Below are 26,857 nucleotides of genomic sequence, written 5' to 3'. Positions count from 1 at the left end.
TTAATAGAATCTTTATTTCTGAACTAAATTCTGTAGTAAGAAATTTGTTCTTTCCTGTTTTGTGATCAGTTACAATCTTTTATGGAGGCCAATAAAACTCTTAAATTTAATAAGTTTTTCTTCTAAAAACAGATTGAGAAGACTGCAATGAAAGTTTTGAGGAATCTATATCCCACATTGGCTCATTTTCATTTACCACAATAAGTGTTTTATCATTTAGATCAAATTCCTCTACAAAAGAATAATAAAGAATACGGGGAAGTACTATGGAACTTCTGCGTAACCGTTCATGTAATCTAAAACAAAGATAAAAAGCATTTTTTACCTTCATCAAATTGATATTTAATATTTGTTCTTCTTCAAAAAACATATTCCCTGCTTTCCAGCCACTCAATCGTTTTACACGTCCTTTGTTAGAAATGGCATATTTTTCTTTATAACCTGTTAATGGTTTCCAGCGTTCATTCTGAAGATCTTTCAAAGATAGATTCATAATGGCTGGTGGATTCTTTTTATCAATTGTAGGTTTGCCTAACTTTTCCCAAAGGACATCATTAAATACTTCTCTTGAAGTATTCACTATTCGAATCGACTTTAATCTTTTATTCTTAGGAATATCTTTAATATATCGTAGTTCAAGTTTTGAAAGGTCTATCTTCCATTGTGGATGATTTTTACTTACAATAACAAGCCTTTTATTATTTAGGTCAAATTGTTCTATAAAACAATAATAAAGCAGTCTACTAATTTCTATACTAGTTTTTCTTTTTCTCTCCTTTAGATCATCTAATATAACACGCATGGTATACAAAGTATCATCCTTAAATTCTATAATTTGTGGAACAATATGTTCTTTCGTATAGATCTTTCTTCCGACAGTATTCCAACTACCCATTCTTTTTATCCTTCCCTTATTAGAAATAGAAAAACGTTCTTCAAAACCAGGTAAGGCCTTCCAATTTTCATCAATAAGGTTTTTAATCGATAAATTCATACAAGGAGGCGGATTTTTCTTATCGATTTTAGGTTTGCCAAGCCTTTGCCATAGTTTCTCATTAAGTAGCTGGTCGGGAAAAAAAAGATCATCTTTTTGTGGAGGATCACTTTGTAAGAACCACCTGTATGCTCCTGCAATTAAAGCTTTTTTAGTGATTGCTGAATAAATAGCAGTTACATCAATACCAAATGCCTTTTCAGCATCGTAAAAGCTATCAAAATCAGCAATATGATCACCTTCGAGTGTATATTGACTAATAGGTTGCAAATAAAAGACATGTCGATTTTTAGCTTTGTTTGTTCGAAAAGTTTTTAAACTCCTTTCACTGGCAGAAATCATCTTTAAATTACTACTATTCACATGAAGCCTGTTATCATCCATAGTTTCTATATAAATATGCTGATCATTCATATCAAATTTTTCCACAAAATGATAATATACCAGACGGGATATAGGTTTTTCAGTCTTTTTTCCATCCAGTGATAGTCTAGCATTGACATTATAAAAATAACGATTAAGGTACTTGTTAAAATGTTTAGTAAAAACTGGTTTCAAAATCATTTCTGGCAATGTCCTTTCCCTACCGAATAATGAAGGAGCGTCTCTTTCAAGGCTCTTTACCCGTCCATAGTTTGAAATTGCATAGTTCTCAAAACCTTCAATCAGTTTCCACTGTTCATCAGGAAGGTTTTCTAAAGATTTATTGTAAAGAACTTCTTTTACATAACTATCTTCTAATTCTGGAGGAAGCTTCATTGATCGAAATATCTTTTGTATTTAGTTGTAACTAGAGGAAGTCGAATTTAAATCGAAATTTTATAATATCAAAATTGATGCTACTAAATGTCTGTTTAATACATAATTGACCTAACAGATGCAGTTCACAAATCATTATACTGCTTTGGAAAAGTTTAAATACAGTTTATTTAACTGGTATAGCATTAGTGGATTAGTTTGTATAAATGATGGAAAAAATCAATATAATATACTCCTCTACTACTATACTCAGAATATTTACTCTCACAATTACAATGATTGTTTATGTATGGTTGTTTTTTTCATTGTTGATATGAAAATCATTTTAGACGAACTTAAACAAGTATTCCTCATATCAAACTAGAAGAAACTAATAGTTATTAACTATGTTATAAGAGATATATTATTGTGTTATATTTTAAGATAAATTTAATATATTCGAAAATGATCTTTTTAATATGGAAAAATTAAATAACCTTGACAAGCTCAAATCTTTATCAGAAAGAATTAATAGTTTATTACCTTCACCCTTTTTGGGGATGGCGAAACAAGTCAGTGCAATTAGTGAATCATATAATTTTTTTAATGAATTTAATCAGAGAATAAAAGATGGACTTGTACACCCGGATGTTTCACAAATGATCAGGGATTTGGAAAGCTTAAATAATCCTCATATTAAAATGATTCAGGATATTAATTTGCAGATTTTTGACAATGAATTGATTGAAAAAATTAACTCTATTGGTTATTGGGGACAGGTTGCAAATATATCATTATATGAAGCTGTTGAGGCATCAGGAGGGAATAGGGAAATTGGAATGCTTACTGCAGAATTAGGAATCAATAATGAAAGTATTAATTTAGATCTTGAAGAATTAGATAGGACGTCACTCGAAATATTTAATAATTTAATAGCAACAATTAAAAATTATATAACGGCTAATCCGTCAGTAAAGTATTCAGCGATATTTATCCTATTTGTTATTCAGCAAATTCTTGTTCCTATAATATTGGAAAAAATTAAAGGAGAAAATGAAATCACCCCCATTGCAGTTCAAGTTACTAATAATTACTATGGCGATAAGAATGTCATAGCAAAAGTTATTAGACCATCTTCAATGAGAAATTATCCTAGGAATTCTTCTAAAGAAATGTTTGTTTTACAAGAAAACGATCAAGTAGAAGTTTTAAAAGATAATGTAAAGTGGTGTTTAGTTATAAAAACTAATACAGCTATGACTGGTTGGGTGAGAAAAGAATATTTAAACTTTTCAAAATAATTAATTAAGTGGTTTAGTTGTGAGATCTGAAAAAAATAACCTGCTAAAATTACTGTTAACAATTAAAATTTTATAAGATAAAATGAATACTAAAATATTTGGATCAAACGGACAATGCTTTGGATTGTATCATAATGGTTGTTTGTTTGACAGAACTCAAATTATATAGGTTGGATAGATAACAATGAAGTAAGGTAGAGGAATGGTGGCTACCTTGGAGAAATAGTTGAAGAGTATTATATTCTTAGAAGAATTAATAATAAGAGCAATAAGAACTACTCCTACAACTCCACCAACAAGAGCAGTAAATGTAATACGTATAGATGTGGGATGCTCTAGATAAATTTTTAACTTTTGGATAATGTGAGAAAGCACTTGAGATAAAGAATAGCTGTTATAAGGCTGATTGAAATGATATATTTTGAAAACACTATGACAGTTGGTTTAATATTGATGGGTGTGGGATGATTTCTACACAATGTTATACTCAAACAAGTGTCTGTATTGTTATTTGAATTTAAAAATTTAACAAACATTATTTTTAGGAATAATTTAAGTCCAATTAAGGTGATGTTCTATTTACATATGCATCAATATTGTAAAACAAACTAAAAATTGTTTCAGGAAAATATGTCCAATCTATGTTATTTAAAAGGGCATATTTTTCTACTAGTGGTTTAAATTTCAATACCCCATTTGAATGTAGGCAATTGTAATAAAGTAAAACCTGTTCAGAATTTGATAGATGGGATCTTGCTATTGAAATATACTTTTGTCTATCTATGTCAGGATATTTATCAGTAAACTTAACTATGTGATATAAAGCCCTAAAATAATGTCCTAAAACATCACTATATTGACTATAAAGTTCATCATACACTTTAATAGCATCTTCTTTTTGGATAAAAGTATATCTTATTATATCTTCGATTTCATAATCGCATCTGTCTTGATATTCTTCTGTTAAAGTGAATTCATATAACAGGTCTTTTATTTTTTCATTTAGAAAAGCAAATACCCTTCTACCTTTTATTATTTCACCTTTTTCTTTTATTTCCAAAGAATCTACAATTCCATGAAAAAGATTTAACATTTGAAAGAAAGTGTTTTCAAAATTTTGTACATGAATTGAATTTGTTTGTTTAGATAGTTCTTCTCGCTGTGTATTTAAATCTTTTCGTTGTAATAATATTGTTACGATAAGAGCTACAAAAGACAAACCTGTAAATAAAGCATTGGCTCCTCCAAACATATCACCAAAAGTTCCTCTCTTATCATAATCGTCCTCATTAATAAATATAATAAATGTGAATAGTAGTACTGAACAAATAAAACAGATGGACAAGATGCCAAACGCCCAAATAGATAGATTATTTCTCTTCATAATTATAGTTTGCTACAAATATAAAAATAAACAAACTGTCAAAAAGCTATACTACATTATTATTCGAGTGAAAAAATACAATGGTTAACCTCAATTCTCAAATGTACCCCCATCCAAACATCTCAGAAAAATTAACTCCCGTTATAGAAGACTTTGTGACAATTTTACACCAATATATTCATTATAAGTGTAATGACACAACCTACTAAGACCAAGGTGATACCCTGTCGAGGCTTTTTTTTCAATACCCCTACCAACTGCAAAACAAAATTTCATACAGTTGTTTTGTTATTAGTAGTTTTTGCTGATGTAGTTTTATTTTCCACTTACTCTTTTGTACTGGTACTACTCTTCAAACTGTATGTTTTATTATTAGCTTTTATGACAGTTTTTGTTTGTTGCGGTTTGGGTTTAAAAATATTCTAAAAACTTTAATTTTTTAATTAAAATCTTTGTTAAGTGGCATGAATGTTGACTTTGTTAGTATGTCAAAGAACTGTTTCAAGTTCTTTTTTCTACATAGATTTTTACAATAATATATAAAAAAAGAAGCCAAGTAGTATTGGAGTACCACTTGGCGAAAATCAATAAATTTTAACATACCTAAAACTTATCAACATGGCAAATTTACAAAATTGTCTACAAAACTGTGCTGTCTACTGTGGTACTTATTACAAGTATAACAACGGAAGTCTTTATGGCAAATGGCTCAATTTTTCAGATTATTTAGATTATGACGAACTGTTAGAAGCAATGTATAAACTTCATAATGATGAAGATGATCCAGAGTTTATGTTTCAAGACTATGAACACTGTGACTTATTTGAAAAACTTGGATTAATAAATGAAAGTTATATATCAAAAGAGATATTCGAAATAATGGATCAAATAAGCTCTTCTGGCTATGATTTAGAAGTTTTTGAAGCTTATATTGATTGTGTCGGAAAAATGGATTTTCAAGGTGTTTATGAAGGTGTAATGGATAGGTATGTTGGTGAGTATTCTGATGATGAAACTTTCGTACAGTTGCTTTTAGAAGAATGTGGAGATATACCTGAAAATCTTCCTCCCTACATTTGTATTGATTGGGAGTCTACAGCTAGAAATGTGATGTATGATTATTACAGTAGTGATGGGTATTATTTTAGATCTTAGTATATTTGTATCATTATAAACTCTTTTGTGCTTTCTAAAGTTCAGAAAGGTTTAATTAAATTCAAACAGGTTTAAAAAAGTACATTTCAAAGATTTGGGTACAATTTTGGGTACAAAAACAAAAAAGAGAAAATGTAATTATTTAAATTTCAATAATTTACAAATTCTCTTTAGTTTAAAATGTGGAGTTGGAGGGATTCGAACCCTCGTCCAAACAAGCAATACATAAGCTTTCTACATGCTTATTCTACTATTGGTTTTCGACTGGAGGCAGAGAGCAGACACCCAACTTCCAGCTTATCTTCTGAGGTTTTCGAGTTTTAGCCGAAGCATCTAAAACCTTATTTCTGCATTCCTATATCCCAGGATCAAACGCCGCAGAACAGAGCATTTGTGGAATATCTTGCTTCCCTACTAAAATCTTCGGGAAAGCGCTTGAATCTACTAAACTTCGATATTAAGCTGCAAGAGCGAACTCTTCGTTGCCAGTTAAAATTTTGTAGCAAGGGATTATAGAGATCGCGCTACGGTTCTCTGCATGCTTACTTACCCATTGATCTTGCTGTCGAAACCAGTCAACCCCATGAATAAAGTGAGTGCAAAGATACTACTTTTTGTTTAAATAAAGTTCATATTACATAAACTCTATTGTATGAGAAATGCCGGGAAATTTTTCCGGCATTGTTGTATTTTAATAATGTTATGAGATTAATACTGTTCAAATGCGAGTACATACATCTCATTATCCGGGCCTGCACCATTTGCATAATTATTAAAGCCATAAAAATTTCCTGCTAGTAAGTCATTGCTTCCCGGTACTACGCCACTGCCTGTGGAGATCTGATATTGGTACCCCCATGAATTATTCCAAACTCCATTGGAAAGGCTTCTGGACCACGTATCCCAGTTTGTTGTAGTAAAGGTAACCGATTGTTTGCCTCCATTTGTACTGTTTCCAAACCATAGCTCATTTGCATAGTAGGTGATTGTAGCTGCAGGTGCTGACAGTAATCTTACTTCAAGATAAGTAGATCCGGAAGTTGTTGCAAATCTGAACTCCATATTCATAGAAGGAACCTTGAGTGTTGGTTTATCATATCCATTGGTGTCAAGATTTCGACCTCTGTATTTTACTTTAGTCAATACGGTACCTTCCGTTTCTGAAACCACATTCAATTGTCCCCATTTTGTTCCGTCATTTAAATAGAGGCCAGGAGATAGTCCGTTTACAGAAGCTGTATTATAAACTACCATTCCGGCTACATGTGCAGTAAGAGGAGCGGGCTGGGAGGTGGCTGTTAAAGCAACCCGCGGAGGTAAAAGTCCTTTGCTTGCCGAATTTACATCCAATACGGCATTAGTATTGGGATTTGTTGTATTAATGCCAACCTGTGCAAGGGTTATTACAGGAAATGTCAAAGCAAAAACTAAAGGCAAAGCTTTTAAGGATAGATAATTTTTCATGTTTTTTGTTATTTAAACTGTGTTTTTAAAATCGTATATCCCAAAGGTATGAAAAATGTATGCAATTCTGAAACAAGAGTTATTTTAAATTAAAAGAAATAAATTTTGCATATTAATAAAAAAATATCTACTTTTGCAATCCAAAATGAGATGTAAAGTATGTTAATAATTCCTGTAAAAGATGGTGAATCCATCGATAGAGCACTAAAAAAATATAAAAGAAAATTTGATAAAACTGGAACAGTTCGTCAATTAAGATCGAGACAACAGTTTGTTAAGCCTTCTGTAACTTTGAGACAAGCTAGATTAAAAGCGGCTTATAAACAAAGAGCGTTAAGCAAAGAGGAGCAAGCTTAAGAAATTTTTCTTAAACAAATATTAAATTCACTTCTTAAATATACTTATATTTGAGGAGTGAATTTTTTATATTATATGTAATCCATGATGCTGAATAAATTTTTAGAATATTTACAATTCGAAAAGAGGTATTCACCTCATACTATTACAAGCTATAAAAAAGACCTGGAAGATTTTTCTTATTTTTTTCTCAAAACAGAATCTTCCGATGATATTTCCAAAGCCGATAAAAGGGTAGTCAGGAATTTCATAGTGGCACTAAGTGAAAATAATATATCCAAGAGGAGTATTAACCGAAAGCTTTCCTCTCTTCGAAGTTTTTATTTTTTTCTTTTAAAGATCGGTGAAATAACTGTTTCGCCCACTGAAAGTATTTCTTCTCTTAAGTTTTATGCCGAAAAACAAATTCCTATTTCACAAGAAGAAATGGAGGTCCTTAATAATACCATTTTTGAAGAGCCGCATGATGTTCTTGATCAGTGTATCATAGAAGTTCTGTACCAGACGGGAATCCGTAAGTCCGAACTTTGTGGCTTGATATTTGAGAATGTAAACTTAGATGGAAATGAGTTGAAAATTATAGGTAAAGGGAACAAAGAAAGATATGTTCCCATATCTGAAGATTTGACTGTTTTATTAAGAAGTTATTTAACATTAAGAAGACCTCTCGATGAGTTTCAGAACTGTTTTTTCGTTAATAAGAAGGGGAAAAAACTCACGGAAAAATTTGTTTATGTAGTCGTAAATAAGTACCTTAGTCTTATAACTTCGAAGCAAAAAAGAAGTCCTCATATTCTAAGACATAGCTTTGCTACACATGTTTTGGATAATGGGGCGGAGATCTCAAAAGTAAAAAAAATATTAGGACATTCCAGTCTGGCCAGTACGCAGGTGTATACGAATGCTAATATAGAACAATTGAAAAAAGTGTTTAATCAGGCTCATCCTAGAGCGTCTAAAAAAGAAGAATTATGAAGATCACAGTACAATCAATTGGTTTAACTCCACACGAACCATTGGAATCACACATCGAAAAAAAAGTAAGCAAACTTGAAACGTTTTATGACAAAATTCACGAGTGCAAAATCTTTCTGAAGGTTGAAAATAATTCGGATAAATCAAACAAAACTGCTGAACTTATTTTGGCGGTTCCAGGTGATGATATCGTAGTAAAAAAGACGGCTGTAAGTTTTGAAGAGAGTTTGGATCTTTGTGTTGATACTGCTAAGAAGCTATTAATCAAGAAAAAAGAAACGGCTTAGAAAAAAAGTTTAAAATAATCGCGTAAAAATTTGAGAATTCAAAAAATCCGTTCTATATTTGCACTCGCAAAAAGGGAACAGTGATCTTTTGAATTCTTTTTTTAATTGCCTCCATAGCTCAGTTGGCCAGAGCACGTGATTTGTAATCTCGGGGTCGTGGGTTCGAATCCCTCTGGAGGCTCATTTAATATAAACTAGGGAAGATTCCAGAGTGGCTAAATGGGACTGACTGTAACTCAGTTGCTTCGGCTTCGCAGGTTCGAATCCTGCTCTTCCCACTGTTTATATTTGAAAAAAAACTTGCAGATTTAAAAGGTTTTTTATAGATTTGCACAGCGTTTACCAATAGTTTTGGAAACAAAATTGCGGAAGTAGCTCAGTTGGTAGAGCGTCAGCCTTCCAAGCTGAATGTCGCGGGTTCGACCCCCGTCTTCCGCTCAGTAAAATCACACCACAAGGCGTGATTTTTTTTAAACCTGATACAGCTTAAGATAGATTGCCTTCGGATAGCCTCAGACAGTTTAAATTGCCTCCATAGCTCAGTTGGCCAGAGCACGTGATTTGTAATCTCGGGGTCGTGGGTTCGAATCCCTCTGGAGGCTCAATTTAATATAAACATGAGGGAAGATTCCAGAGTGGCTAAATGGGACTGACTGTAACTCAGTTGCTTCGGCTTCGCAGGTTCGAATCCTGCTCTTCCCACATTTTATATTTGAAAAAAAACTTGCAGATTTAAAAGGTTTTTTATAAGTTTGCACAGCGTTTACCAATAGTTTTGGAAACAAAATTGCGGAAGTAGCTCAGTTGGTAGAGCGTCAGCCTTCCAAGCTGAATGTCGCGGGTTCGACCCCCGTCTTCCGCTCAAAAAAAATCATGCTATTAAAGTGTGATTTTTTTGCTTAATGCCGACTTAGCTCAGCGGTAGAGTGCTTCCTTGGTAAGGAAGAGGTCACGGGTTCAAGTCCCGTAGTTGGCTCTGGCTTTAATCCCGAATTGTTTCGGGATTTTTTTGTTTAATGTATTTTCTGTTAATAAAATATATTCTTTTTTCTGATGCTTTTCATTTCAATCATCTGCAGATGATTTTCCTTAAAAATCATAAAAATTTTCGTTAAATTCGTATAAATATTTTTTGATGAATATACTTTTATTAGAAGACGACCTCATTCTTTCCGCGGAACTTTGTAAGTTTTTGGAATCAAACAATTTTTCATGTGATAAGATTTATGATGGTGAGACTTTTCTTCGTCAGATAAAAAATAATTCGTACGATCTCTATTTACTGGATATTAATGTTCCCAAAATAAACGGATTGGATGTTTGCCAAACCATTCGTTCATTCGATAAAAATACACCTATCATCATTATTTCGGCATATGGAGATCTTTCTGATAAGAAAGATGCCTTTACAAGACTTGCTGACGATTATCTTGTCAAGCCTTTTCAGTTTGAAGAACTGCTTTTAAGGGTAAATTCTCTTTTGAGGAGAAAAATGCCGGTAGATACTTCAGATCAGGAAATCATAAGAATTGATGATCTCATCATTAATAAGACTGAACAAAAAGTCTATAGAGGAGGAAACGAAATTACCCTAACTCTGAAAGAATTTCAATTGTTAGCTTACCTGGCAGAAGCCCAAGGAAGAACGGTATCCAAACAACAGATTACGGAGAATGTATGGGAACACAATTTTAATACAAATACAAATACTGTTGAGGTATATATTAATTTTCTAAGAAAGAAAATCGATAAAGATTTTAAAGTTAAACTTATTCATACCCGATCAGGCTTTGGATATTATTTAAGTCCACTATAAATGTCATTAAAAAGGAAGATTGCTTTAAATTTAAGTATTGCCTTCTCACTACTTTTTGGTATAGTGATGATGATTATATATATGTCTTTTAATGATTTTAGAAGAGATGAATTTAAAGAAAGGTTTCGCCAAAGACTCGAGTTTACCTCTCATTTTATCTCCGAATCTAAAAACTTCGAAGCTGAAGCTCCTCTTTTTTTCAATGAAAATGCAGATAATATCCTTCTCAATGAGAAAATCTTGATTTTTAATGCAGACAAAGAATTAATCTATAGTACAATAAAAGACCGGAATGTTACCTGGGATGCTGCCTTATTAAAAGAGCTGGATCAAAGAAAAACGATATACACCGAGAAAACCATTCCCGAAATATATGCTGCACTTAAAAATATAAAAGGAGAAAACTACTATATTCTAACCAGTGCCTACGACAGCAATGGGAAATCCAAATTATCTTATTTAAAATATTTGCTTGTTACGGCTTATGTAATGAGTACGCTTCTCATTGGGCTTTTCAGTTATTATTTTATGGGGCAGTTTTTACGTCCCCTGGAAGATCTTAATAAAGAGATTTCAGAGGTTACCGCACATAAATTAACTACACAAGTGCCCGTACAACAATCACAAGATGAAATTAGTATATTAGCACAATCATTTAACACCATGATTGTACGGTTGAACGATGTTTTTCAATCGCAAAAAGATTTCACGGCGAGTGCCTCGCATGAGATCCGAACGCCTATTACAAGAATGGCATTCCAGTTGGAGAATCTGATCAAGTTCGAACAGCATTCTCCGGAGACCTTATCTTCATTAAAGCAGATTCAGAAAGATGTTTATCAATTATCTGACCTGACTAATTCCCTGCTGCTTCTGACTAAATTTGACAAAGAGAACATTCAAAGTTTATATGAAGAAGTAAGGATTGATGAAGTTATATTCAGTTCCTTCGAAACAGTAGAAAAAAGTTATCCGGATCTGAAAATGGATTTTTTAATTTCTGAAGAAACTTCAGAACAAGCATTATTAACTATAAAAGGAATACAATCATTGCTGGACATCGTATTTATTAACCTGTTCAAAAATGCGGCGGTTTATTCGGATAATATTGAAGTAGATGTTCTCATTACTGAAACTGCTTCAAAACTGATTGTGGATGTTATTTCTCAGGGAAGTACAATTTCTGAGAATGAACAGTCGAAATTATTTGAGGCTTTTATGAGGGGGAATAATGCACAGAATATTTCGGGTTCCGGATTGGGACTTCGGATTGTAAAAAGAATTTTAGAATACCATGGTGCAGATATTATTTACTCTTCGCCATCGGAAAATATTAACAAGTTTAGTGTGATATTTTCTAAAATTTAATTTTTTTTTAAGGCTCATTTAAGTTCGTTTTAATCATGTCTTAGCACTTTTGTTTTCATAAAATTGAAAGAATGAACAAAATTGCAGGATTGTTTGTTGTCATTTCCTCATTCATGACAGCACAACAGCAAATGTCTCTTCTGGATTGTGAAAAAGCTTTCCAGACGAACAACCTTCAGCTGCTCGCCCAGCAGTATAATATCAACATGGCCGATGCTGATATTTTACAGGCTAAGATCTGGGATCTTCCACAATTGAGCGGGCAGATCAATGCTTATAATCCTGAAGGTAAGAAAATGTTTGATGTTGGACACGCAAAGGGAGCACAGGTTACCCAGCTCATTCATATGGGTGGAAAAAAGAAAAATGAGATTGCATTTGCAAAATCTAATAAAGAACTGGCTCAACTTCAATTTTCCCAACTTCTCGTTGACCTCAAAACACAATTGCATACTACTTATTACAATCTCTACTTCCAAAAATTAAAACTGGAAAATATCAACAAGCAATTGGGTTATATGAAAGAGCTTTTAAGCGCTTATAAGGTCCAGTCTGCAAAGGGAAATGTATCACTTAAAGATGAGGTGAGGCTGCAGAGTATTGTAATTCAGCTAAATAACGACAAAGTAGAAATCAATAAAAATATTCTGGATGTTGAACAAAATTTAAAAGTTTTAACCGGAATTACGGAAGATATAGAACCTGAGCTTTCTGAGGCTGAGGCCAGGGAAATTTTGGCTACCCAACCCATCGGAGATGAAGAAGATCTGAAGCGAAAAGCATTGGAGAATAATGCAGATTATCAATATAACATGAAGTTAATTGATAATAGCAAACTCTATGCTCAATGGCAGAAATCTTTAAATGTTCCGGATATTAATGTGGGAGCCGGATGGGATCAGAATGGAGGAACATTCAGAAATGAGATCAACTTAATGGTAGGAATTCCATTACCCTTATGGAAAAGCAATCAGGGAAATGTTGAAAAAGCAAATTACGCTATCCAACAGAACCAAAAAAATGCAGAGTATCAAAAACTCAATTTGGAAACAAAAGTACAATCCTTGTACAGGACATGGAAAAATCAATATGATCAATTAGCAGAAATTAAAGCAACAGATCTCAATAATCTGGATCTTGTTTATAATGGGATGTTAAACAATTTCAGAAAGGGAAATGTAAGCCTTATTGAGTTTACTGACTTTATGGAAAGTTACAGACAAACGGCCCTTCAGATCTATGATATGAAAAACGATATTATCCAATCGGCTGAACAACTTAATCAGCTAGTACAAACTAAAATCTTCTATTAAAAAAATGAAAAAATATATAATTGTATTATTGGTAGCCATTGCATTATTGTCCTGCTCAAAAAAAGAAGAACAGAAAGTGACAATGCCGAAAGGTTTTGAACTAAGCAATACTATGCTTAAATCGATCGTCCTTGCAAAAGTTGAGAAGAAGTATATTGAAGATAATTATAATTTTTACGGTAAAATATCCGCAGATCAAAACAGTTACATCGATGTATATCCTTTGGTAGGAGGAAATGTTTTAAGTGTCAATGTGGAATTGGGTGATCATGTAACGAAGGGGCAGGTTTTGGCGACAATCAGGAGTACTGAGCTTGCTGAGGTACAGAAAGATGTAAGTGATGCAAAAACGGATCTGGTCGTTGCTCAGAACAATCTTCGTGTTGCCAAGGAAATGTACGAAGGTAAGCTTAATACTGAAAGAGATGTTCTGGAAGCCAAGAGCCAGCTGCAAAAGGCACAGGACCAACTGCAGAGAGCGAGTGCGATAAGTACGGTTTATAATGTGAAAAAAGGAAATATCTATAATGTTTTAGCTCCTATCAGTGGATACATTGTTCAAAAAAATATCAATAAGGATATGCAGCTTAGAACAGATAGGAGTGATAATATTTTTGACGTAGCCAATACAACCAATGTATGGGCAATTATGAACGTTAATGAATCGGATATTGATAAAATAAGTCTTGGAATGAAGGCTGAAGTTTCTACATTGTCATATCCTGACAAGGTGTTTTATGGGAAAATTGATAAAATATTTAAAATTATCGATCCTCAAACCAACGCCATGCAGGCGAGAGTTGTTTTGGACAATGCAAGCGGATTGCTGATTCCTGATAGTAAAGCTACAATCAAAGTTTCAACTTCCGAAAATGATATGGCTTTAACGGTTCCTTCCAAGGCGGTTATTTTTGATGATAACAGAAGTTTTGTGGTGGTTTTTAAATCCAGAACTAATCTTAAGGTTAAAGAAGTTAAGGTTTTGAAGCAAGTAGGCGATACAACATATATATCTGATGGATTAGTTGAGGGGGAACAGGTAATTACCGAGAATCAATTGCTGATTTATCGTTCTCTTAATAACTAAATCAAAGTCATTTTTTAAACGGCTTTTCGAGTCATCAATTTAAACTATTATGAATAAATTCATTAAAAATATAATTGCTTTTTCGCTTAAAAATAAAGCGTTCACCTTCATATGGGTCGCAATTTTGGCCATTTCGGGTTTTATCAGTTTCAAAAATATGCCGATTGAAGCATTTCCGGACGTAACCAATACCCAGATTGTGATTATCACCCAATGGAACGGACGAAGCGCAGAAGAAGTAGAACGTTTTGTAACGACACCCATAGAATTGGCAATGAGTCCGGTTCAGAAAAAGACAAGTGTACGAAGTACCACCATGTTTGGTCTTTCGATTGTAAAGATTCTGTTCGATGATGGGGTGGACGATACTTTTGCCAGAAATCAGGTTAATAACCAACTACGAACTATAAGCCTTCCTGATGCGGTAGATCCCGAAGTACAACCACCCTACGGACCAACCGGTGAGATTTTCAGGTACACACTGGAGAGTAAAAATAAAGATTCCCGGGAACTATTAACCCTGCAAAACTGGGTAGTGGATCGTGCTTTAAGAGGAGTACCAGGTGTGGCTGATATTAATGTTTTTGGTGGACAGGATAAAGTTTTTGAATTAAGTATTGATCCGAGGGCATTGGATAAATACAACCTGACCCCGCTTCAGGTCTACGATGCTGTCACAAAGAGCAATTTGAATGTGGGAGGAGATGTTATTGAAAAGAACGGACAGGCTTATGTAGTACGGGGAATCGGTTTGGTTAAATCGGTAGCTGATATTGGAAATATTACGATTGAAAATGATAGCGGTAACCCTGTTTTGGTAAAAAATGTTGCTGATGTTCATGAAAGCTCAATGCCAAGAGTAGGACAGGCAGGACTGAATAACCACGAAGACACGGTGGAAGGTATTGTCGTAATGAGAAAAGGGGAAAATCCGCGTGAAGTTTTGGTAGGTGTAAAAGCCAAGATCAAAGAGCTTAATGAGAAAATTCTTCCGAAAGATGTGAAGATGGTTACATTCTATGACAGGGATAACCTGATGGATTTCACAACCCGTACCGTAATGCATAACCTTATCGAAGGAATTGTGCTTGTTACTGTAATGGTTCTGATTTTTATGGCAGATTGGAGAACTACGTTGATTGTTTCTATTATTATTCCATTGTCATTATTATTTGCGTTTTTATGTCTGAAGCTTGCGGGAATGAGTGCGAACCTTCTTTCATTAGGTGCTGTGGATTTTGGGATTATTATTGATGGAGCCGTCGTCATGGTAGAAGGTATTTTTGTAATGCTTGATCATAAAGCCCATAAATATGGAATGGAGAAGTTCAATAAACTGGCTAAAGGAGGATGGATAAAACAAACAGGAACAGGCTTGGGTAAAGCGATATTCTTTTCCAAGCTTATTATCATTACCTCTTTGATCCCTATTTTCTCATTCCAGAAAGTGGAAGGTAAGATGTTTTCACCTCTGGCATTTACATTGGGATTTGCTTTGACAGGAGCATTAATATTTACTTTAACATTAGTACCCGTTCTTACCCATATCCTTTTAAATAAGAATGTAAAAGAAAAAAATAATCCTTTTGTGAACTTCTGGGACCGGATTGTTTTAAAAGGATTTCGTTATACTTTTAAACATAAGAAGATGAGCTTAATCGTTGCCATTTCATTTTTGGTCGTTACTTTGTTTTCGGGGAAATTTCTGGGAACTGAATTTTTGCCACAGCTTAATGAAGGATCTTTATGGATCACCGCCGAAATGCCAATGAGCTCTTCTCTGAAAGAATCCTTAAAGACCGCAGATCTTTTGAAGAAAGATATTATGAGCTTTTCGGAAGTTACGGATGTTCTTGCACAAACTGGGAGAAGTAATGACGGAACAGATCCTAATGGATTTGGTTTTGTTCAATTCGCTGTAAATTTGAAACCCCGGGAAGAATGGAAGCGGAAAATTTCATACGATGAACTGATCAAAGAGATTGATAATAAACTAAGAAATTATCAGGGAATCACATTTAATTATTCACAGCCTATTTCTGATAATGTTGCTGAGGCGGTAGCCGGCTTCAAAGCCGAAAACGGGATCAAGATTTATGGGGATAATCTTCAGACTTTGGATCGATTGGCTGAAGAGGTTCTGAAAGAAATAAAAAATGTAGATGGAGTAAAAGATCCGGGAATCATAAAGAATATAGGCCAGCCGGAGGTAAGTGTGGTGTTGGATAGAGATAAAATGGCAGCCTACGGTGTAATGCCTGCTGACGCACAGGCTGTTCTTGAGATGGCTTTTGGAGGTAAAACAGCTTCCGAAATGTTTGATGGAGAGCGTAAATTTCCAATAAGATTGAGATATTCCCAGGAGTATAGAAAAGATGAAAATGATATTGCTTCATTGATGGTTCCTACACAAGATGGGGCAAAAATACCGCTAAAGGAAATAAGTAATATTGTTAAGAATAATGGGGCAGCATTCATTTACAGAGATGATATCAAACGATACATTGGTGTAAAATTCTCTATCCGTGACCGTGACCTGGGAAGCACAATTGCCGATGCTCAGAAAAAGGTAGCTAAAATAGAGCTTCCAGAAGGATATTCTATAGGATGGACCGGGCAGTTTGAAAATCAGCAAAGAGCCTCTCATCGCCTGGCACAGGTAGTTCCTGTGAGTATCCTCATGATTTTCTTCCTGTTGTTTATACTCTTCGGAAACATAAAAGATTCTCTTTTGGTACTTGCTAATGTACCGTTTGCATTAATCGGTGGAATCATAGCACTTCATGTAACGAGAATGAACTTTGGGATCTCTGCAGGTGTGGGTATGATTGCACTTTTGGGAATTTGTATACAGAATGGAGTAATCCTTATTAGTGAATTCCACCAAAATATTAAAAATGGTCTGGCATTGGATGAAGCAATAATGACCGGAGTGAAATCCAGGACAAGACCAGTCATCATGACCGCTTTGATGGCTTCTATAGGTCTTTTACCTGCAGCTTTATCTACAGGTATTGGTTCTGAATCTCAGAAACCACTGGCGATTGTTATTATTGGAGGATTAATTACAGCTACGGTACTTACTTTACTTATTTTTCCAATTATTTTCTGGATTTTCAACAGAACTAAAAAATCAACGTCAATTTAATTGACTGCTGAATATGATGAAAAATATTTGAAGCCTGTAAAACATATGTTTTACAGGCTTCAATTTACTTCGACGAATTGAAAAAAAAATTATATTTGCAAACATAATAAACACATTCCCTCATTAAAACACGATAATCCCCTTGATGAAACGTTATCAGAATAATATACTCCTGTTGTTTGGATTCTTTGGTATACTTCTACCTCTTCAATTATTTTTTAAAATAAGTCTGGAAGAACCCTATCCGTCATTTAACTTTCCTGGGTTTGCTTCTCTTCCGGTTAAAGAAGAAAGATATATTACATTTACAAAAACCACTGCTCAGGTTTTTTTTAAAGACGGAACGAATACTGTTTTAGTAAAAAATAGTTATCTGGGAGAGAAAATTCCAAGAACCATCCAGGTTACATTGATTAAAAATCTGCTTTTTCCCAAAGAATATCCGATACTTGATGCACGAATCAATTCTTTACCAGCTTATAAAAAGGAATTGTATTTACTCAAAAAATCTATTCTTAACAGAAATATTAAAAAAGTTAATTTGGAAGAAAGTAAGGCTTTTGTTATCAAAAAATTGAAAGAAAATTTTCCGGATAAAGAGGTCACGGAGATCCTCGTTACCAATGAAAACAAGGATTTTGACATTGCGACGAAACAGCTTACTAACCGGATAACAAAAGACACATTGATCAACTTCAAGTTCTAACAAACATAATGATTGAAAAAATTAAAAAACTGGTCTTTACAAGCTATAAGCCTAGCTACGAATTTTTAGCTTTTTACAGAATTTTTTTCTCTTTGTACTTATTATGGATGGGGATTTCCAATGCGGATTGGGTATCTTATATTCCTGCTAGTGCGATGCAGCCACCAATAAGCATTTTATCTTTTACGGATACTGTTCCCGCGTCATGGCTTTTTACGGTTTGTTATTACGGCATGTATCTGTGCCTGTTACTTATTTTAATAGGCTTTAAGCCAAGGGGATTTGCCATAACTTATATGGTCGTTTACCTTATAACCAGTAATTACGCTTTTTCTTTTGGTAAAATTGACCATACTTTTGTTTATGCCCTACCTATTGTTGTGATGGCTTTTTCACCATGGAATACTACTTATAGTTTTTTTCCGGAGCCTGAAAAAGAAACCGATATACTTTCGAGATCCTGGCCAATGTTTCTGCTTAGTATGTTTTTGGGATTTGGAATTTTTACGGCTGGCCTTGCTAAAATTTTAGGAGGCTGGCTTAATACGGATATACAGAGCACACAGATTTTTTTCTATCAATACCGATATGGAGTAGGGTGGCATGATTTGATGTCTGATACGTTTGATAAGATCAACTCCCGGTTTTTCTGGGAATTTCTGGACTATAGTACTGTAATTTTTGAATCTGTTTTTATTATTGCTTTTTTAAAGCCGAAGTTTTTCAGATTGATGATATTAATAACTCTGTTTTTTCATTTAAATGTTCTTTTGATGTTTAATATAGCATTTACCTATGCTGTAGGATTCTATGCATTGTTTATTCCCACAAGGGTATTACCTTCAACATTTAAAATGAAAATCAAAAACTTTTTGCAGGCTGTATTCCTGCCTAAGTACAGTTTGTTGGGAATTGCATTTGTGATTCTATACTTTTTACTTATTGTCTTTTTTGATTGTAATGCGATCAATTACATTTTTAATCAATTCTTTAGCCTGTTTGGGTCTGCTTATGCTTCATCTTTAATTATTTTGGGAGGATCTTTCCTTTTTGGGGGATATCTTTTTATCCGGTCGTTGAGAAGTATATCTGATAAAAAAGGTTACAAAGGATAATATTTTTCAGGTTTTACATAAAATTTAAAAAATCCCGGAATGAACCTTCCGGGATTTCTTATTGTCAATAAATCGATAAGAATCTTTTTTACGATATTCTTCAGTGATTTTTTCACCAACCAGAATCTAAAATTATATGAAATCTTTTTCTTATTTACTCGCCTATTCATTATTTTTAATCTGCTATAATATTCAGAATTAATCAGATAGTTGAGATTTTAAAGAAAACGGTTGTGAGGATTTTTTCAATCGAGAAATTTGTGTAAATTTGCACTTCAATACATCGAAGTATAGTTAGGTTTGTAATTCTTTGGATTTGAATATTAAAATTTTTGAGAAAAAAGATTTTAGTATTTAAAAATTCATTATATTTGCACACCGAAAATTTGAATAAACAATAAATAAATAATTTAAATCATGGCAAAGGAAACGTTTAATCGTAACAAACCACACTTGAACATTGGTACTATTGGTCACGTTGACCATGGTAAAACTACTCTTACTGCAGCGATCAGTGCTGTATTGGCTAGTAAAGGTCTTGCTGAGAAAAAAGACTTCTCTGCAATTGACTCTGCTCCAGAAGAAAAAGAAAGAGGTATCACTATTAATACTGCTCACATCGAATACGAAACTGCAAACAGACACTATGCTCACGTTGACTGTCCAGGTCACGCGGATTACGTAAAGAACATGGTAACTGGTGCTGCTCAGATGGATGGAGCTATCTTAGTATGTGCTGCAACTGATGGACCAATGCCTCAAACAAGAGAACACATCCTACTTTGCCGTCAGGTAAACGTACCTAGAATTGTTGTGTTCATGAACAAAGTTGATATGGTGGATGATGCTGAGTTATTAGAGCTTGTTGAGCTTGAACTTAGAGATCTATTATCTACTTACGAATATGACGGAGATAACTCTCCAGTAATCCAAGGTTCTGCTCTTGGTGCTCTTACTGCTGCTACAGCTGCTACTCCTCAAACTGATGATCAGTGGTTCAAAACTGTAGAAGAATTAATGGATGCTGTTGATACTTGGATCGAGCTTCCTGTAAGAGATCAGGATAAGCCATTCTTGATGCCAATTGAAGATGTATTCTCTATTACAGGTAGAGGTACTGTAGCAACTGGTAGAATCGAGGCTGGTGTTATCAACACAGGTGATCCTGTAGATATCGTTGGTATGGGTGATGAAAAATTAACTTCTACAATTACAGGGGTTGAGATGTTCAGAAAAATCCTAGATAGAGGTGAAGCTGGTGATAACGTAGGTCTATTGTTGAGAGGTATTGAAAAAACTGACATCAAGAGAGGTATGGTTATCGCTAAGAAAGACTCTGTTAAGCCACACAAAAAATTCAAAGCTGAGGTTTATATCCTTTCTAAAGAAGAAGGTGGACGTCACACTCCATTCCACAACAAATACCGTCCTCAGTTCTACGTAAGAACTACTGACGTTACAGGTGAGATCTTCTTACCAGAAGGTGTAGAAATGGTAATGCCTGGTGATAACTTAACAATCACTGTAGAATTGTTACAACCAATCGCTCTTAACGTAGGTCTTAGATTTGCGATCAGAGAAGGAGGTAGAACAGTTGGTGCTGGTCAGGTTACTGAAATCTTAGATTAATATCTTAAATAAATAAAGCTTCCGTAAGGAATTTCTTTACGGAGCTTTAATCTACGGGCATCGTCCAATGGTAGGATACCGGTCTCCAAAACCGTTGATCAGGGTTCGAATCCTTGTGCCCGTGCAAATAATAATTATGAGTTCATTTATCGATTTTTTAAAAGGTTCTTATAACGAATTCAGACATAAAGTTGAATGGCCAAAATGGGCTGATCTGCAATCATCTACAATTGTAGTTACTATTGCAACAGTTATTCTGGCATTATTTACCTTTGGAGTTGACGAATTGTTTTCAAAAGCAATAAGCAACATAATAGGAATGCTAATTAACGTGTTCAACTAAAAAAGTATTTTCCCATAATGAGCGAATTGAAATGGTATGTGCTGAAAGCAATCAGCGGACAGGAAAATAAAGTGAAAAACTACATTGAGACAGAAATCAAACGCTTAGGCTTTGAGCAGTACGTTACTCAGGTAGTAATTCCTATGGAAAAGGTTATTCAACTTAGGAATGGAAAAAAGGTTCCTAAAGAAAGACCTTACTATCCTGGTTACTTAATGGTTGAAGCAGATTTAATGGGGGAAATACCTCACATTATTAAGAATATTCCAGGGGTAATATCATTCTTAAGCTTAACTAAAGGGGGAGACCCTGTTCCAATGAGAAAGTCTGAAGTTAACAGAATGCTTGGAAGAATGGATGAGCTATCAGAATTTGCTACGGACCTTGAAATTCCATATGTAGTTGGAGAGAACGTAAAAGTAATTGACGGACCTTTCAACGGATTCAATGGAACAGTTGAAAAAATTCTGGAAGATAAAAAGAAAATTGAAGTTTCTGTTTTAATCTTCGGTAGAAAAACTCCAATGGAACTTAGCTACATGCAAGTAGAAAAAGTATAGTAAATACTTATAATATATAAGCCACTCTAGATCTAGAGTGGCTTTTTTTATTTATTTCAGGTATTTATAGATTCTCAGAAATAATGTTGTTTTAAGTTAAAATAAGTTTGTTGTTTATTTTATGCTTTATCCAGGCGTGTTTCACATAGTTATTTAATTAAAACTAAATGTTTAGATTAAAAAATAAATTGTGTGGCATACTTATTGTGAAGTATATCTCCGAAAAACATAAATGGCTTTCTAATGTGGTGATTTTTAACCTTATACTAGGTTAGGGTCATTGTTCTGAATTCCTGGATTGTTTTTTTAACACTAATTTAAACACTAATTCAATGACGAAAATTATTTCGATGGTACTTTGTACAAGTACCATTGTACTGATGAATGCACAGGCTACAGGAAAAGTGGGTATTAATACTAAAACGCCCGAAAAAGAACTATCTGTAAACGGAACAATGAAAACATCCGGAATGTTTTTTAAAGATCCGATAGAGAAATTAGGAGCCACTGAAAACTATACTTTTATCATTAAGTCTCCCGCTCCTGAAAACAAGATTACCGCATACAATGATTCTTTTGTACCCAATTCACCGGCACCAATTAATCTTATCCAGTATAAGATAGCCTGTGATCCGAGAGATAAGGATTGGGTTAACCAGTATGATACGAAGATCAATTCAGATAAGTTTCTGGTGGTTATCTCTTCTTTTGGTTTTACGCAGCCGGTACGAACCAACAGTCCGGACTGGATAACTCCGGTCCCCCAGATATATGCTTACTATAATAATGGAACGTGGAAATTAAAGGCAGACTACCAAGGTTTTGCTCCCGCTTCCAATTTGCCGGCAGGAGAGTGGACTCTTAACTTACTGGTATTCGACAGAGCTTATGCTAAAGAAATCAATAAAACACAAGCGATGGGTGCTTCCACTACAGGATCTGCATCATCTCCTTTAATCCAATAAAAACATTTACATAATGAAAAAAATCACCATACTTTTTTTTATGGCTTATGCCTTCATGGCTACCAAAGCTCAGGTGGGAATCAATACAAGCAATCCTCAGGGAACTTTAGATGTTGTAGGAGGAACATTGGTTGAATCTTACATTATAGATACCACGAATTCTCCTGCGACAGGAAATTATTTTCTTCTTACAAGGTCAAAGGATACCACGCCTGTTGGTAAAGTTAAGATGCTTGATATTTCACTGAGAGATGTAGCTCCCGTAAACACATACAATGTTATCCTGAAAAATGTGAAACAAGATGAAGTTGTTAACCTGAATACAGGATTGGATGCTAGTAAATATGTAGTCGCTATTACTGGTGCCGTATTTAGTGACGCTGTTTCAGCAGCAAATACTTCCACAACTCCAAAATCATATGGAGCCTATTCTACAGAGATAACTAAGGTTGTGAGCGGAGCCAATACTTATCACGGCATTAACCTTTCTTTTAAAGGTGCAGGAACTGTGTCTTCTAAAAATGGAACATGGACACTAACTTTGAATGTATACGAAAGATCATTGATTAAAGACTGGGGCACATTTACCGGATCGGTTTCAGCTTCGGCTTCACCAGGATATTCAGGAGTATCAACTAACACCCCAGCAGGACTTCAATAAAAAACTTATGAAAAAGAAATTGTATATCATCAGTATGGCTTGCATGGGAATAATCATGCATGCACAAACCGGAAATGTAGGAATCAAAACAACAACTCCAACGGAAACACTGGACGTAAACGGGGATTCCTTTACAAATTCCTTATATATGAGAAATCCGGGGGAACCAACCACTACGGGAGGTCACTTTCTGGCTACTTCTCAAAATTCATTGCAGATATATGATCCTAATCTGGAGAGCAGCGGGTTGTTTAATTATATTAAACTTACCCTTACAGGGGTACCAGGTGCAGGAATTACGGATTATGATACAAAGATCGATGCCGATAACTTCCTTTTGGTTCCTCACAACTATTCATTTAAGCTTAATGACGGAACAACCAGTGTTGCTTTGGATTATAAAGATAATGGTATTAATGATAATGCACAGGGGTCTCCTAATGTGGTTGCATTTAAAAGCAATGGTACATGGCATTTGAAGGCCGGATTTACAGACAGCAAGTTAATTGCTTTTACATCAGCTAATCCTTCCAGAACTTATAATAACTTTACTGTAGAGTTTTATTTAATGGTTTATAAGCGATTGATCACTAAGCAGAATATCGGCGATATTAATACTGATCTTGGCGGAACAAATGGATCTGCACAAACAATTAATAAACCATCAGGGTTTTAGAAAAAAATAATTTTAAAATAAGAAACCATATTCTAGTAAAGGATATGGTTTTTTTCTTCTATTGATATGGGTTACAGTCAGAAATAAAATTTTTTATTCTTGAAAGTTCTGTAAAAACTTTCTAAAAATCAATCGATTCCATTTGCTATTTCAAAAATATTTTATAATTTTGCAGTCCGAAAAGTAGGTTTACTATATGTGAGTGCGGTAACCTGCTGAATAATAAATGCTTCCAAACTCATTAATTATTCAAATTTAAAAAACAAAAAATGGCTAAAAAAGTCTTTAAAATGGTAAAGCTTCAGGTGAAGGGAGGGGCTGCAAACCCGTCTCCACCAGTAGGTCCTGCATTAGGTTCTGCCGGTGTAAACATCATGGAGTTTTGTAAACAATTTAACGGAAGAACTCAGGATAAGCCTGGGCAAGTTTTGCCAGTAGTAATTACTGTATACGAAGACAAATCTTTTGAATTCGTAATTAAAACTCCTCCAGCTGCAATTCAGTTAATGGATGCTGCAAAAATTAAAGGAGGTTCCGGAGAACCAAACAGAAACAAAGTAGGTTCTGTATCTTGGGATCAGGTAAAGAAAATCGCAGAAGACAAAATGGTAGACCTTAACTGTTTTACATTGGACTCTGCTCTTTCTATGGTTGCAGGTACTGCTAGATCTATGGGATTGAGAGTAACAGGAGCTAAACCAACTAACGCTTAAAACTTAGAGAAATGGCAAAATTAACAAAAAAGCAAAAGGAAGCTTTAAGCAAAGTAGAAAAAGGAAGAGCTTACAATCTTGAAGAAGGTTCTGCTCTTGTGAAAGAAGTAAACACTGCAAAGTTTGATGCTTCTGTAGATATCGCTGTAAGATTGGGTGTAGATCCAAGAAAAGCAAACCAAATGGTTAGAGGTGTAGTATCTCTTCCTCACGGAACTGGTAAAGATGTTAAAGTATTAGCTCTTGTAACACCAGATAAAGAAGCTGAAGCTAAAGAAGCTGGAGCTGATTATGTAGGTCTTGACGAATATTTACAAAAAATCAAAGATGGTTGGACTGATGTTGACGTGATCGTTACTATGCCAGCTGTTATGGGTAAATTAGGACCTTTAGGTAGAGTATTAGGACCAAGAGGTCTTATGCCAAACCCTAAGTCAGGAACTGTAACAATGGAAATTGGTAAAGCAGTAACTGAAGTAAAATCAGGTAAGATTGATTTCAAAGTAGATAAATATGGTATTATCCATGCAGGTATTGGTAAAGTATCTTTCGATGCTGCTAAAATCAAAGAAAATGCTCAGGAATTAATCCAGACATTGATCAAAATGAAGCCAACTGCTGCTAAAGGTACATATGTAAAAAGCATTTATTTGTCTTCTACAATGAGCCCGGGTATTGCAATTGATACAAAATCTGTAAACTAATATAAATCCTTAAGACAATGACAAAAGACCAAAAAGTTGTAGCAATACAAGAGATCAAAGATTTGCTTCAGGATGCAAAAGTAGTATACGTAGCAGATTTAGAAGGGTTGAACGCTGCTAAGTCTTCAGATTTCAGAAGACAGGCTTTCAAACAAAATATCAAAGTAAAAGTGGTAAAAAATACACTTTTACAAAAAGCAATGGAGCAGATTGACGGAGTAGATTACTCTGAAATGTTCCCTACTTTCAAAGGGAATTCTGCGATTATGATTGCTGAAACAGCAAATGCTCCTGCAAAATTAATCCAAGGATTCAGAAAGAAAGAAGAAAAGCCGGCTTTAAAATCTGCTTATCTTCAGGAAACTTTCTATGTTGGAGACGAAAATCTAGGTACACTTGCTAATATCAAGTCTAGAGAAGAAATGATCGGAGAAATCATCGGATTACTTCAATCTCCAATTCAAAGAGTTGTTTCTGCTCTTCAAAACAAACCTGAAACAGTAGAAGCTAAAGCTGAAGAAGCTGCTGCACCTGCTGTAGAAGAAACTCCTGCTGAGGCAGCTCCTGAAGCTCCTGCTGCAGAAAGCACTGAAGAAACTCCAAGTGCTGAATAATTAGACTCAAAAAATTAAATAAAATAATCAACAAAAAACATTACAACAATGTCAGATTTAAAAAATTTAGCTGAAACGCTAGTAAACTTAACAGTAAAAGACGTAAATGAATTAGCTGCTATCCTTAAGGATGAGTACGGAATTGAGCCAGCTGCTGCTGCAGTAGTAGTTGCAGGTGGAGGTGCAGGTGAAGCTGCTGAAGAAAAAACTGAATTCGACGTAATTCTTAAGTCTGCAGGTGCTTCTAAATTAGCTATCGTTAAATTAGTAAAAGATTTAACTGGTGCTGGTCTTAAAGAAGCTAAAGATATCGTAGATGGTGCTCCTGCTCCAATCAAAACTGGTATCTCTAAAGACGAGGCTGAAGCTCTTAAGAAGCAATTAGAAGAAGCTGGTGCTGAAGTAGAATTGAAATAATTCAATTTACCTTACAAATATAAACCTGGACCTCGGTCCGGGTTTTTTTATGGAATAGAATCATCAAGTAGATAGATTGATCTACTGGTTATTGTAAGCAGTATTGAGTAGATTTGAGTACTAATTGTTACTGCTTATTTACATTGAGGACATCTGTAATATAGTTTGTGTTAATATATTATAGAATAAATGTTGTGAATGTGGATAACTTTTTGTATCTTTGCTCCTCTTTTGGCGCTAATAATTGTTTGTAAATCTATAAAATATTGTAAATCAACTCTTTCATGGTAATGAAAGGGATTTTATGTTTATAGATATTGCGGCGTTTCTGCCTCAAAAGTATTAAAAATATTTTGCATTACGCTGT

General features: G+C 34.4%; 25 protein-coding genes, 8 tRNA genes and 1 other RNA gene. 30 read left to right on the top strand and 4 right to left on the bottom strand.

The genetic code is table 11. The features are described 5' to 3' along the window. Nucleotides 1–106: 106 nt before the first annotated feature. Nucleotides 107–1,753 carry an NUMOD4 domain-containing protein gene (locus tag MTQ00_RS13230; RefSeq protein WP_273649611.1) on the bottom strand — a complete coding sequence of 549 codons (1,647 nt, stop codon included), beginning with the start codon at nucleotides 1,751–1,753 and terminating at the stop codon, nucleotides 107–109. Nucleotides 1,754–2,211: 458 nt separating this feature from the next. Between MTQ00_RS13230 and MTQ00_RS13225 the strand changes: the two genes are divergently transcribed. Next, nucleotides 2,212–3,033, top strand: coding sequence for an SH3 domain-containing protein (locus MTQ00_RS13225; RefSeq protein ID WP_273649610.1), 822 nt, complete (start codon nucleotides 2,212–2,214; stop codon nucleotides 3,031–3,033). A 562-nt stretch (nucleotides 3,034–3,595) separates the two neighbouring features. Here the strand turns inward: MTQ00_RS13225 and MTQ00_RS13220 are convergent. Then, nucleotides 3,596–4,417, bottom strand: coding sequence for a putative phage abortive infection protein (locus MTQ00_RS13220; RefSeq protein ID WP_273649609.1), 822 nt, complete (start codon nucleotides 4,415–4,417; stop codon nucleotides 3,596–3,598). A gap of 618 nt (nucleotides 4,418–5,035) precedes the next feature. Here MTQ00_RS13220 and MTQ00_RS13215 point away from each other — a divergent pair. Continuing rightward, nucleotides 5,036–5,572 carry an antirestriction protein ArdA gene (locus MTQ00_RS13215; RefSeq protein ID WP_273649608.1) on the top strand — a complete coding sequence of 179 codons (537 nt, stop codon included), beginning with the start codon at nucleotides 5,036–5,038 and terminating at the stop codon, nucleotides 5,570–5,572. Nucleotides 5,573–5,752: 180 nt separating this feature from the next. Here MTQ00_RS13215 and ssrA read toward each other — a convergent pair. Both ssrA and MTQ00_RS13205 read right to left on the bottom strand, forming a co-directional pair. Further along, nucleotides 5,753–6,155: a transfer-messenger RNA gene (gene ssrA / locus MTQ00_RS13210) on the bottom strand. 125 nt (nucleotides 6,156–6,280) lie between these two features. Beyond that, nucleotides 6,281–7,036 (bottom strand): hypothetical protein, encoded by a 756-nt coding sequence (locus MTQ00_RS13205; RefSeq protein WP_273649607.1) that lies wholly within the window; start codon nucleotides 7,034–7,036, stop codon nucleotides 6,281–6,283. A gap of 159 nt (nucleotides 7,037–7,195) precedes the next feature. Between MTQ00_RS13205 and rpsU the strand changes: the two genes are divergently transcribed. The 28 genes from rpsU (at nucleotide 7,196) to rplL (ending at nucleotide 26,490) form a co-directional block, all read left to right on the top strand. Then, entirely contained in the window at nucleotides 7,196–7,393 is a 198-nt protein-coding gene (rpsU, locus tag MTQ00_RS13200) for a 30S ribosomal protein S21 (RefSeq protein WP_172280693.1), read from the top strand. An 87-nt stretch (nucleotides 7,394–7,480) separates the two neighbouring features. Next, the gene (locus MTQ00_RS13195; protein WP_273651063.1) at nucleotides 7,481–8,368 is read left to right on the top strand and encodes a tyrosine-type recombinase/integrase; all 888 of its coding nucleotides are present in this window, start codon (nucleotides 7,481–7,483) and stop codon (nucleotides 8,366–8,368) included. Continuing rightward, nucleotides 8,365–8,655, top strand: coding sequence for an HPF/RaiA family ribosome-associated protein (locus tag MTQ00_RS13190; protein ID WP_172280691.1), 291 nt, complete (start codon nucleotides 8,365–8,367; stop codon nucleotides 8,653–8,655). The genes MTQ00_RS13195 and MTQ00_RS13190 overlap by 4 nt, the downstream gene beginning before the upstream one ends. 107 nt (nucleotides 8,656–8,762) lie before the next feature. Then, nucleotides 8,763–8,836: transfer RNA gene (locus MTQ00_RS13185), tRNA-Thr, on the top strand. A gap of 16 nt (nucleotides 8,837–8,852) precedes the next feature. Continuing rightward, nucleotides 8,853–8,933: transfer RNA gene (locus tag MTQ00_RS13180), tRNA-Tyr, on the top strand. Nucleotides 8,934–9,020: 87 nt separating this feature from the next. Beyond that, nucleotides 9,021–9,093 (top strand) — tRNA-Gly (locus tag MTQ00_RS13175). A gap of 90 nt (nucleotides 9,094–9,183) precedes the next feature. Continuing rightward, nucleotides 9,184–9,257, top strand: a tRNA-Thr gene (locus MTQ00_RS13170). Between the two features lie 19 nt (nucleotides 9,258–9,276). Continuing rightward, nucleotides 9,277–9,357: transfer RNA gene (locus MTQ00_RS13165), tRNA-Tyr, on the top strand. 87 nt (nucleotides 9,358–9,444) lie between these two features. Next, a tRNA-Gly gene (locus MTQ00_RS13160) sits at nucleotides 9,445–9,517 on the top strand. A 42-nt stretch (nucleotides 9,518–9,559) separates the two neighbouring features. Beyond that, nucleotides 9,560–9,631: transfer RNA gene (locus tag MTQ00_RS13155), tRNA-Thr, on the top strand. 159 nt (nucleotides 9,632–9,790) lie between these two features. Further along, a complete protein-coding gene (locus MTQ00_RS13150) occupies nucleotides 9,791–10,471 on the top strand; it encodes a response regulator transcription factor (RefSeq protein WP_172280689.1) in 681 nt (226 codons plus the stop codon). Then, nucleotides 10,472–11,839: an ATP-binding protein gene (locus MTQ00_RS13145; protein ID WP_273649603.1), complete on the top strand. Its 1,368-nt coding sequence runs from the start codon at nucleotides 10,472–10,474 to the stop codon at nucleotides 11,837–11,839. 71 nt (nucleotides 11,840–11,910) lie between these two features. Beyond that, complete coding sequence (locus tag MTQ00_RS13140) at nucleotides 11,911–13,152, top strand: TolC family protein (RefSeq protein ID WP_273649601.1); 1,242 nt, start codon at nucleotides 11,911–11,913, stop codon at nucleotides 13,150–13,152. A 4-nt stretch (nucleotides 13,153–13,156) separates the two neighbouring features. Continuing rightward, the gene (locus tag MTQ00_RS13135; RefSeq protein WP_273649599.1) at nucleotides 13,157–14,239 is read left to right on the top strand and encodes an efflux RND transporter periplasmic adaptor subunit; all 1,083 of its coding nucleotides are present in this window, start codon (nucleotides 13,157–13,159) and stop codon (nucleotides 14,237–14,239) included. A gap of 49 nt (nucleotides 14,240–14,288) precedes the next feature. Continuing rightward, a complete protein-coding gene (locus MTQ00_RS13130; RefSeq protein ID WP_273649597.1) occupies nucleotides 14,289–17,387 on the top strand; it encodes an efflux RND transporter permease subunit in 3,099 nt (1,032 codons plus the stop codon). A 145-nt stretch (nucleotides 17,388–17,532) separates the two neighbouring features. Continuing rightward, nucleotides 17,533–18,093, top strand: a complete 561-nt coding sequence (locus tag MTQ00_RS13125) for a hypothetical protein (RefSeq protein ID WP_273649595.1) — start codon at nucleotides 17,533–17,535, stop codon at nucleotides 18,091–18,093. Between the two features lie 8 nt (nucleotides 18,094–18,101). Next, nucleotides 18,102–19,208 (top strand): hypothetical protein, encoded by a 1,107-nt coding sequence (locus tag MTQ00_RS13120; RefSeq protein ID WP_273649593.1) that lies wholly within the window; start codon nucleotides 18,102–18,104, stop codon nucleotides 19,206–19,208. 417 nt (nucleotides 19,209–19,625) lie between these two features. Continuing rightward, nucleotides 19,626–20,837, top strand: coding sequence for an elongation factor Tu (tuf, locus tag MTQ00_RS13115; protein ID WP_172280676.1), 1,212 nt, complete (start codon nucleotides 19,626–19,628; stop codon nucleotides 20,835–20,837). A 53-nt stretch (nucleotides 20,838–20,890) separates the two neighbouring features. Then, nucleotides 20,891–20,961: transfer RNA gene (locus tag MTQ00_RS13110), tRNA-Trp, on the top strand. 12 nt (nucleotides 20,962–20,973) lie between these two features. Continuing rightward, nucleotides 20,974–21,180, top strand: coding sequence for a preprotein translocase subunit SecE (secE, locus tag MTQ00_RS13105; RefSeq protein WP_172280674.1), 207 nt, complete (start codon nucleotides 20,974–20,976; stop codon nucleotides 21,178–21,180). Nucleotides 21,181–21,197: 17 nt separating this feature from the next. After that, a complete protein-coding gene (gene nusG, locus MTQ00_RS13100) occupies nucleotides 21,198–21,740 on the top strand; it encodes a transcription termination/antitermination protein NusG (protein WP_034687398.1) in 543 nt (180 codons plus the stop codon). Between the two features lie 332 nt (nucleotides 21,741–22,072). After that, complete coding sequence (locus MTQ00_RS13095) at nucleotides 22,073–22,705, top strand: hypothetical protein (protein WP_273649588.1); 633 nt, start codon at nucleotides 22,073–22,075, stop codon at nucleotides 22,703–22,705. A gap of 13 nt (nucleotides 22,706–22,718) precedes the next feature. Beyond that, nucleotides 22,719–23,366, top strand: a complete 648-nt coding sequence (locus MTQ00_RS13090) for a hypothetical protein (RefSeq protein WP_273649586.1) — start codon at nucleotides 22,719–22,721, stop codon at nucleotides 23,364–23,366. Nucleotides 23,367–23,373: 7 nt separating this feature from the next. After that, the gene (locus tag MTQ00_RS13085; RefSeq protein WP_273649584.1) at nucleotides 23,374–24,042 is read left to right on the top strand and encodes a hypothetical protein; all 669 of its coding nucleotides are present in this window, start codon (nucleotides 23,374–23,376) and stop codon (nucleotides 24,040–24,042) included. A 269-nt stretch (nucleotides 24,043–24,311) separates the two neighbouring features. After that, on the top strand, nucleotides 24,312–24,755 hold the full coding sequence (rplK, locus tag MTQ00_RS13080) for a 50S ribosomal protein L11 (protein WP_089027865.1): 444 nt from the start codon (nucleotides 24,312–24,314) through the stop codon (nucleotides 24,753–24,755). Between the two features lie 11 nt (nucleotides 24,756–24,766). Beyond that, a complete protein-coding gene (rplA, locus tag MTQ00_RS13075) occupies nucleotides 24,767–25,459 on the top strand; it encodes a 50S ribosomal protein L1 (protein WP_172280666.1) in 693 nt (230 codons plus the stop codon). A 17-nt stretch (nucleotides 25,460–25,476) separates the two neighbouring features. After that, on the top strand, nucleotides 25,477–26,073 hold the full coding sequence (rplJ, locus tag MTQ00_RS13070) for a 50S ribosomal protein L10 (RefSeq protein ID WP_273649580.1): 597 nt from the start codon (nucleotides 25,477–25,479) through the stop codon (nucleotides 26,071–26,073). A 48-nt stretch (nucleotides 26,074–26,121) separates the two neighbouring features. Next, a complete protein-coding gene (gene rplL, locus MTQ00_RS13065) occupies nucleotides 26,122–26,490 on the top strand; it encodes a 50S ribosomal protein L7/L12 (RefSeq protein ID WP_143884219.1) in 369 nt (122 codons plus the stop codon). Nucleotides 26,491–26,857: the final 367 nt, after the last annotated feature.

This window comes from Chryseobacterium sp. B21-037, from assembly GCF_028570785.1.
GTDB classification, from domain to species: Bacteria; Bacteroidota; Bacteroidia; order Flavobacteriales; family Weeksellaceae; genus Chryseobacterium; species Chryseobacterium proteolyticum.
This window is presented reverse-complemented; position numbering and strand designations above follow the sequence as displayed.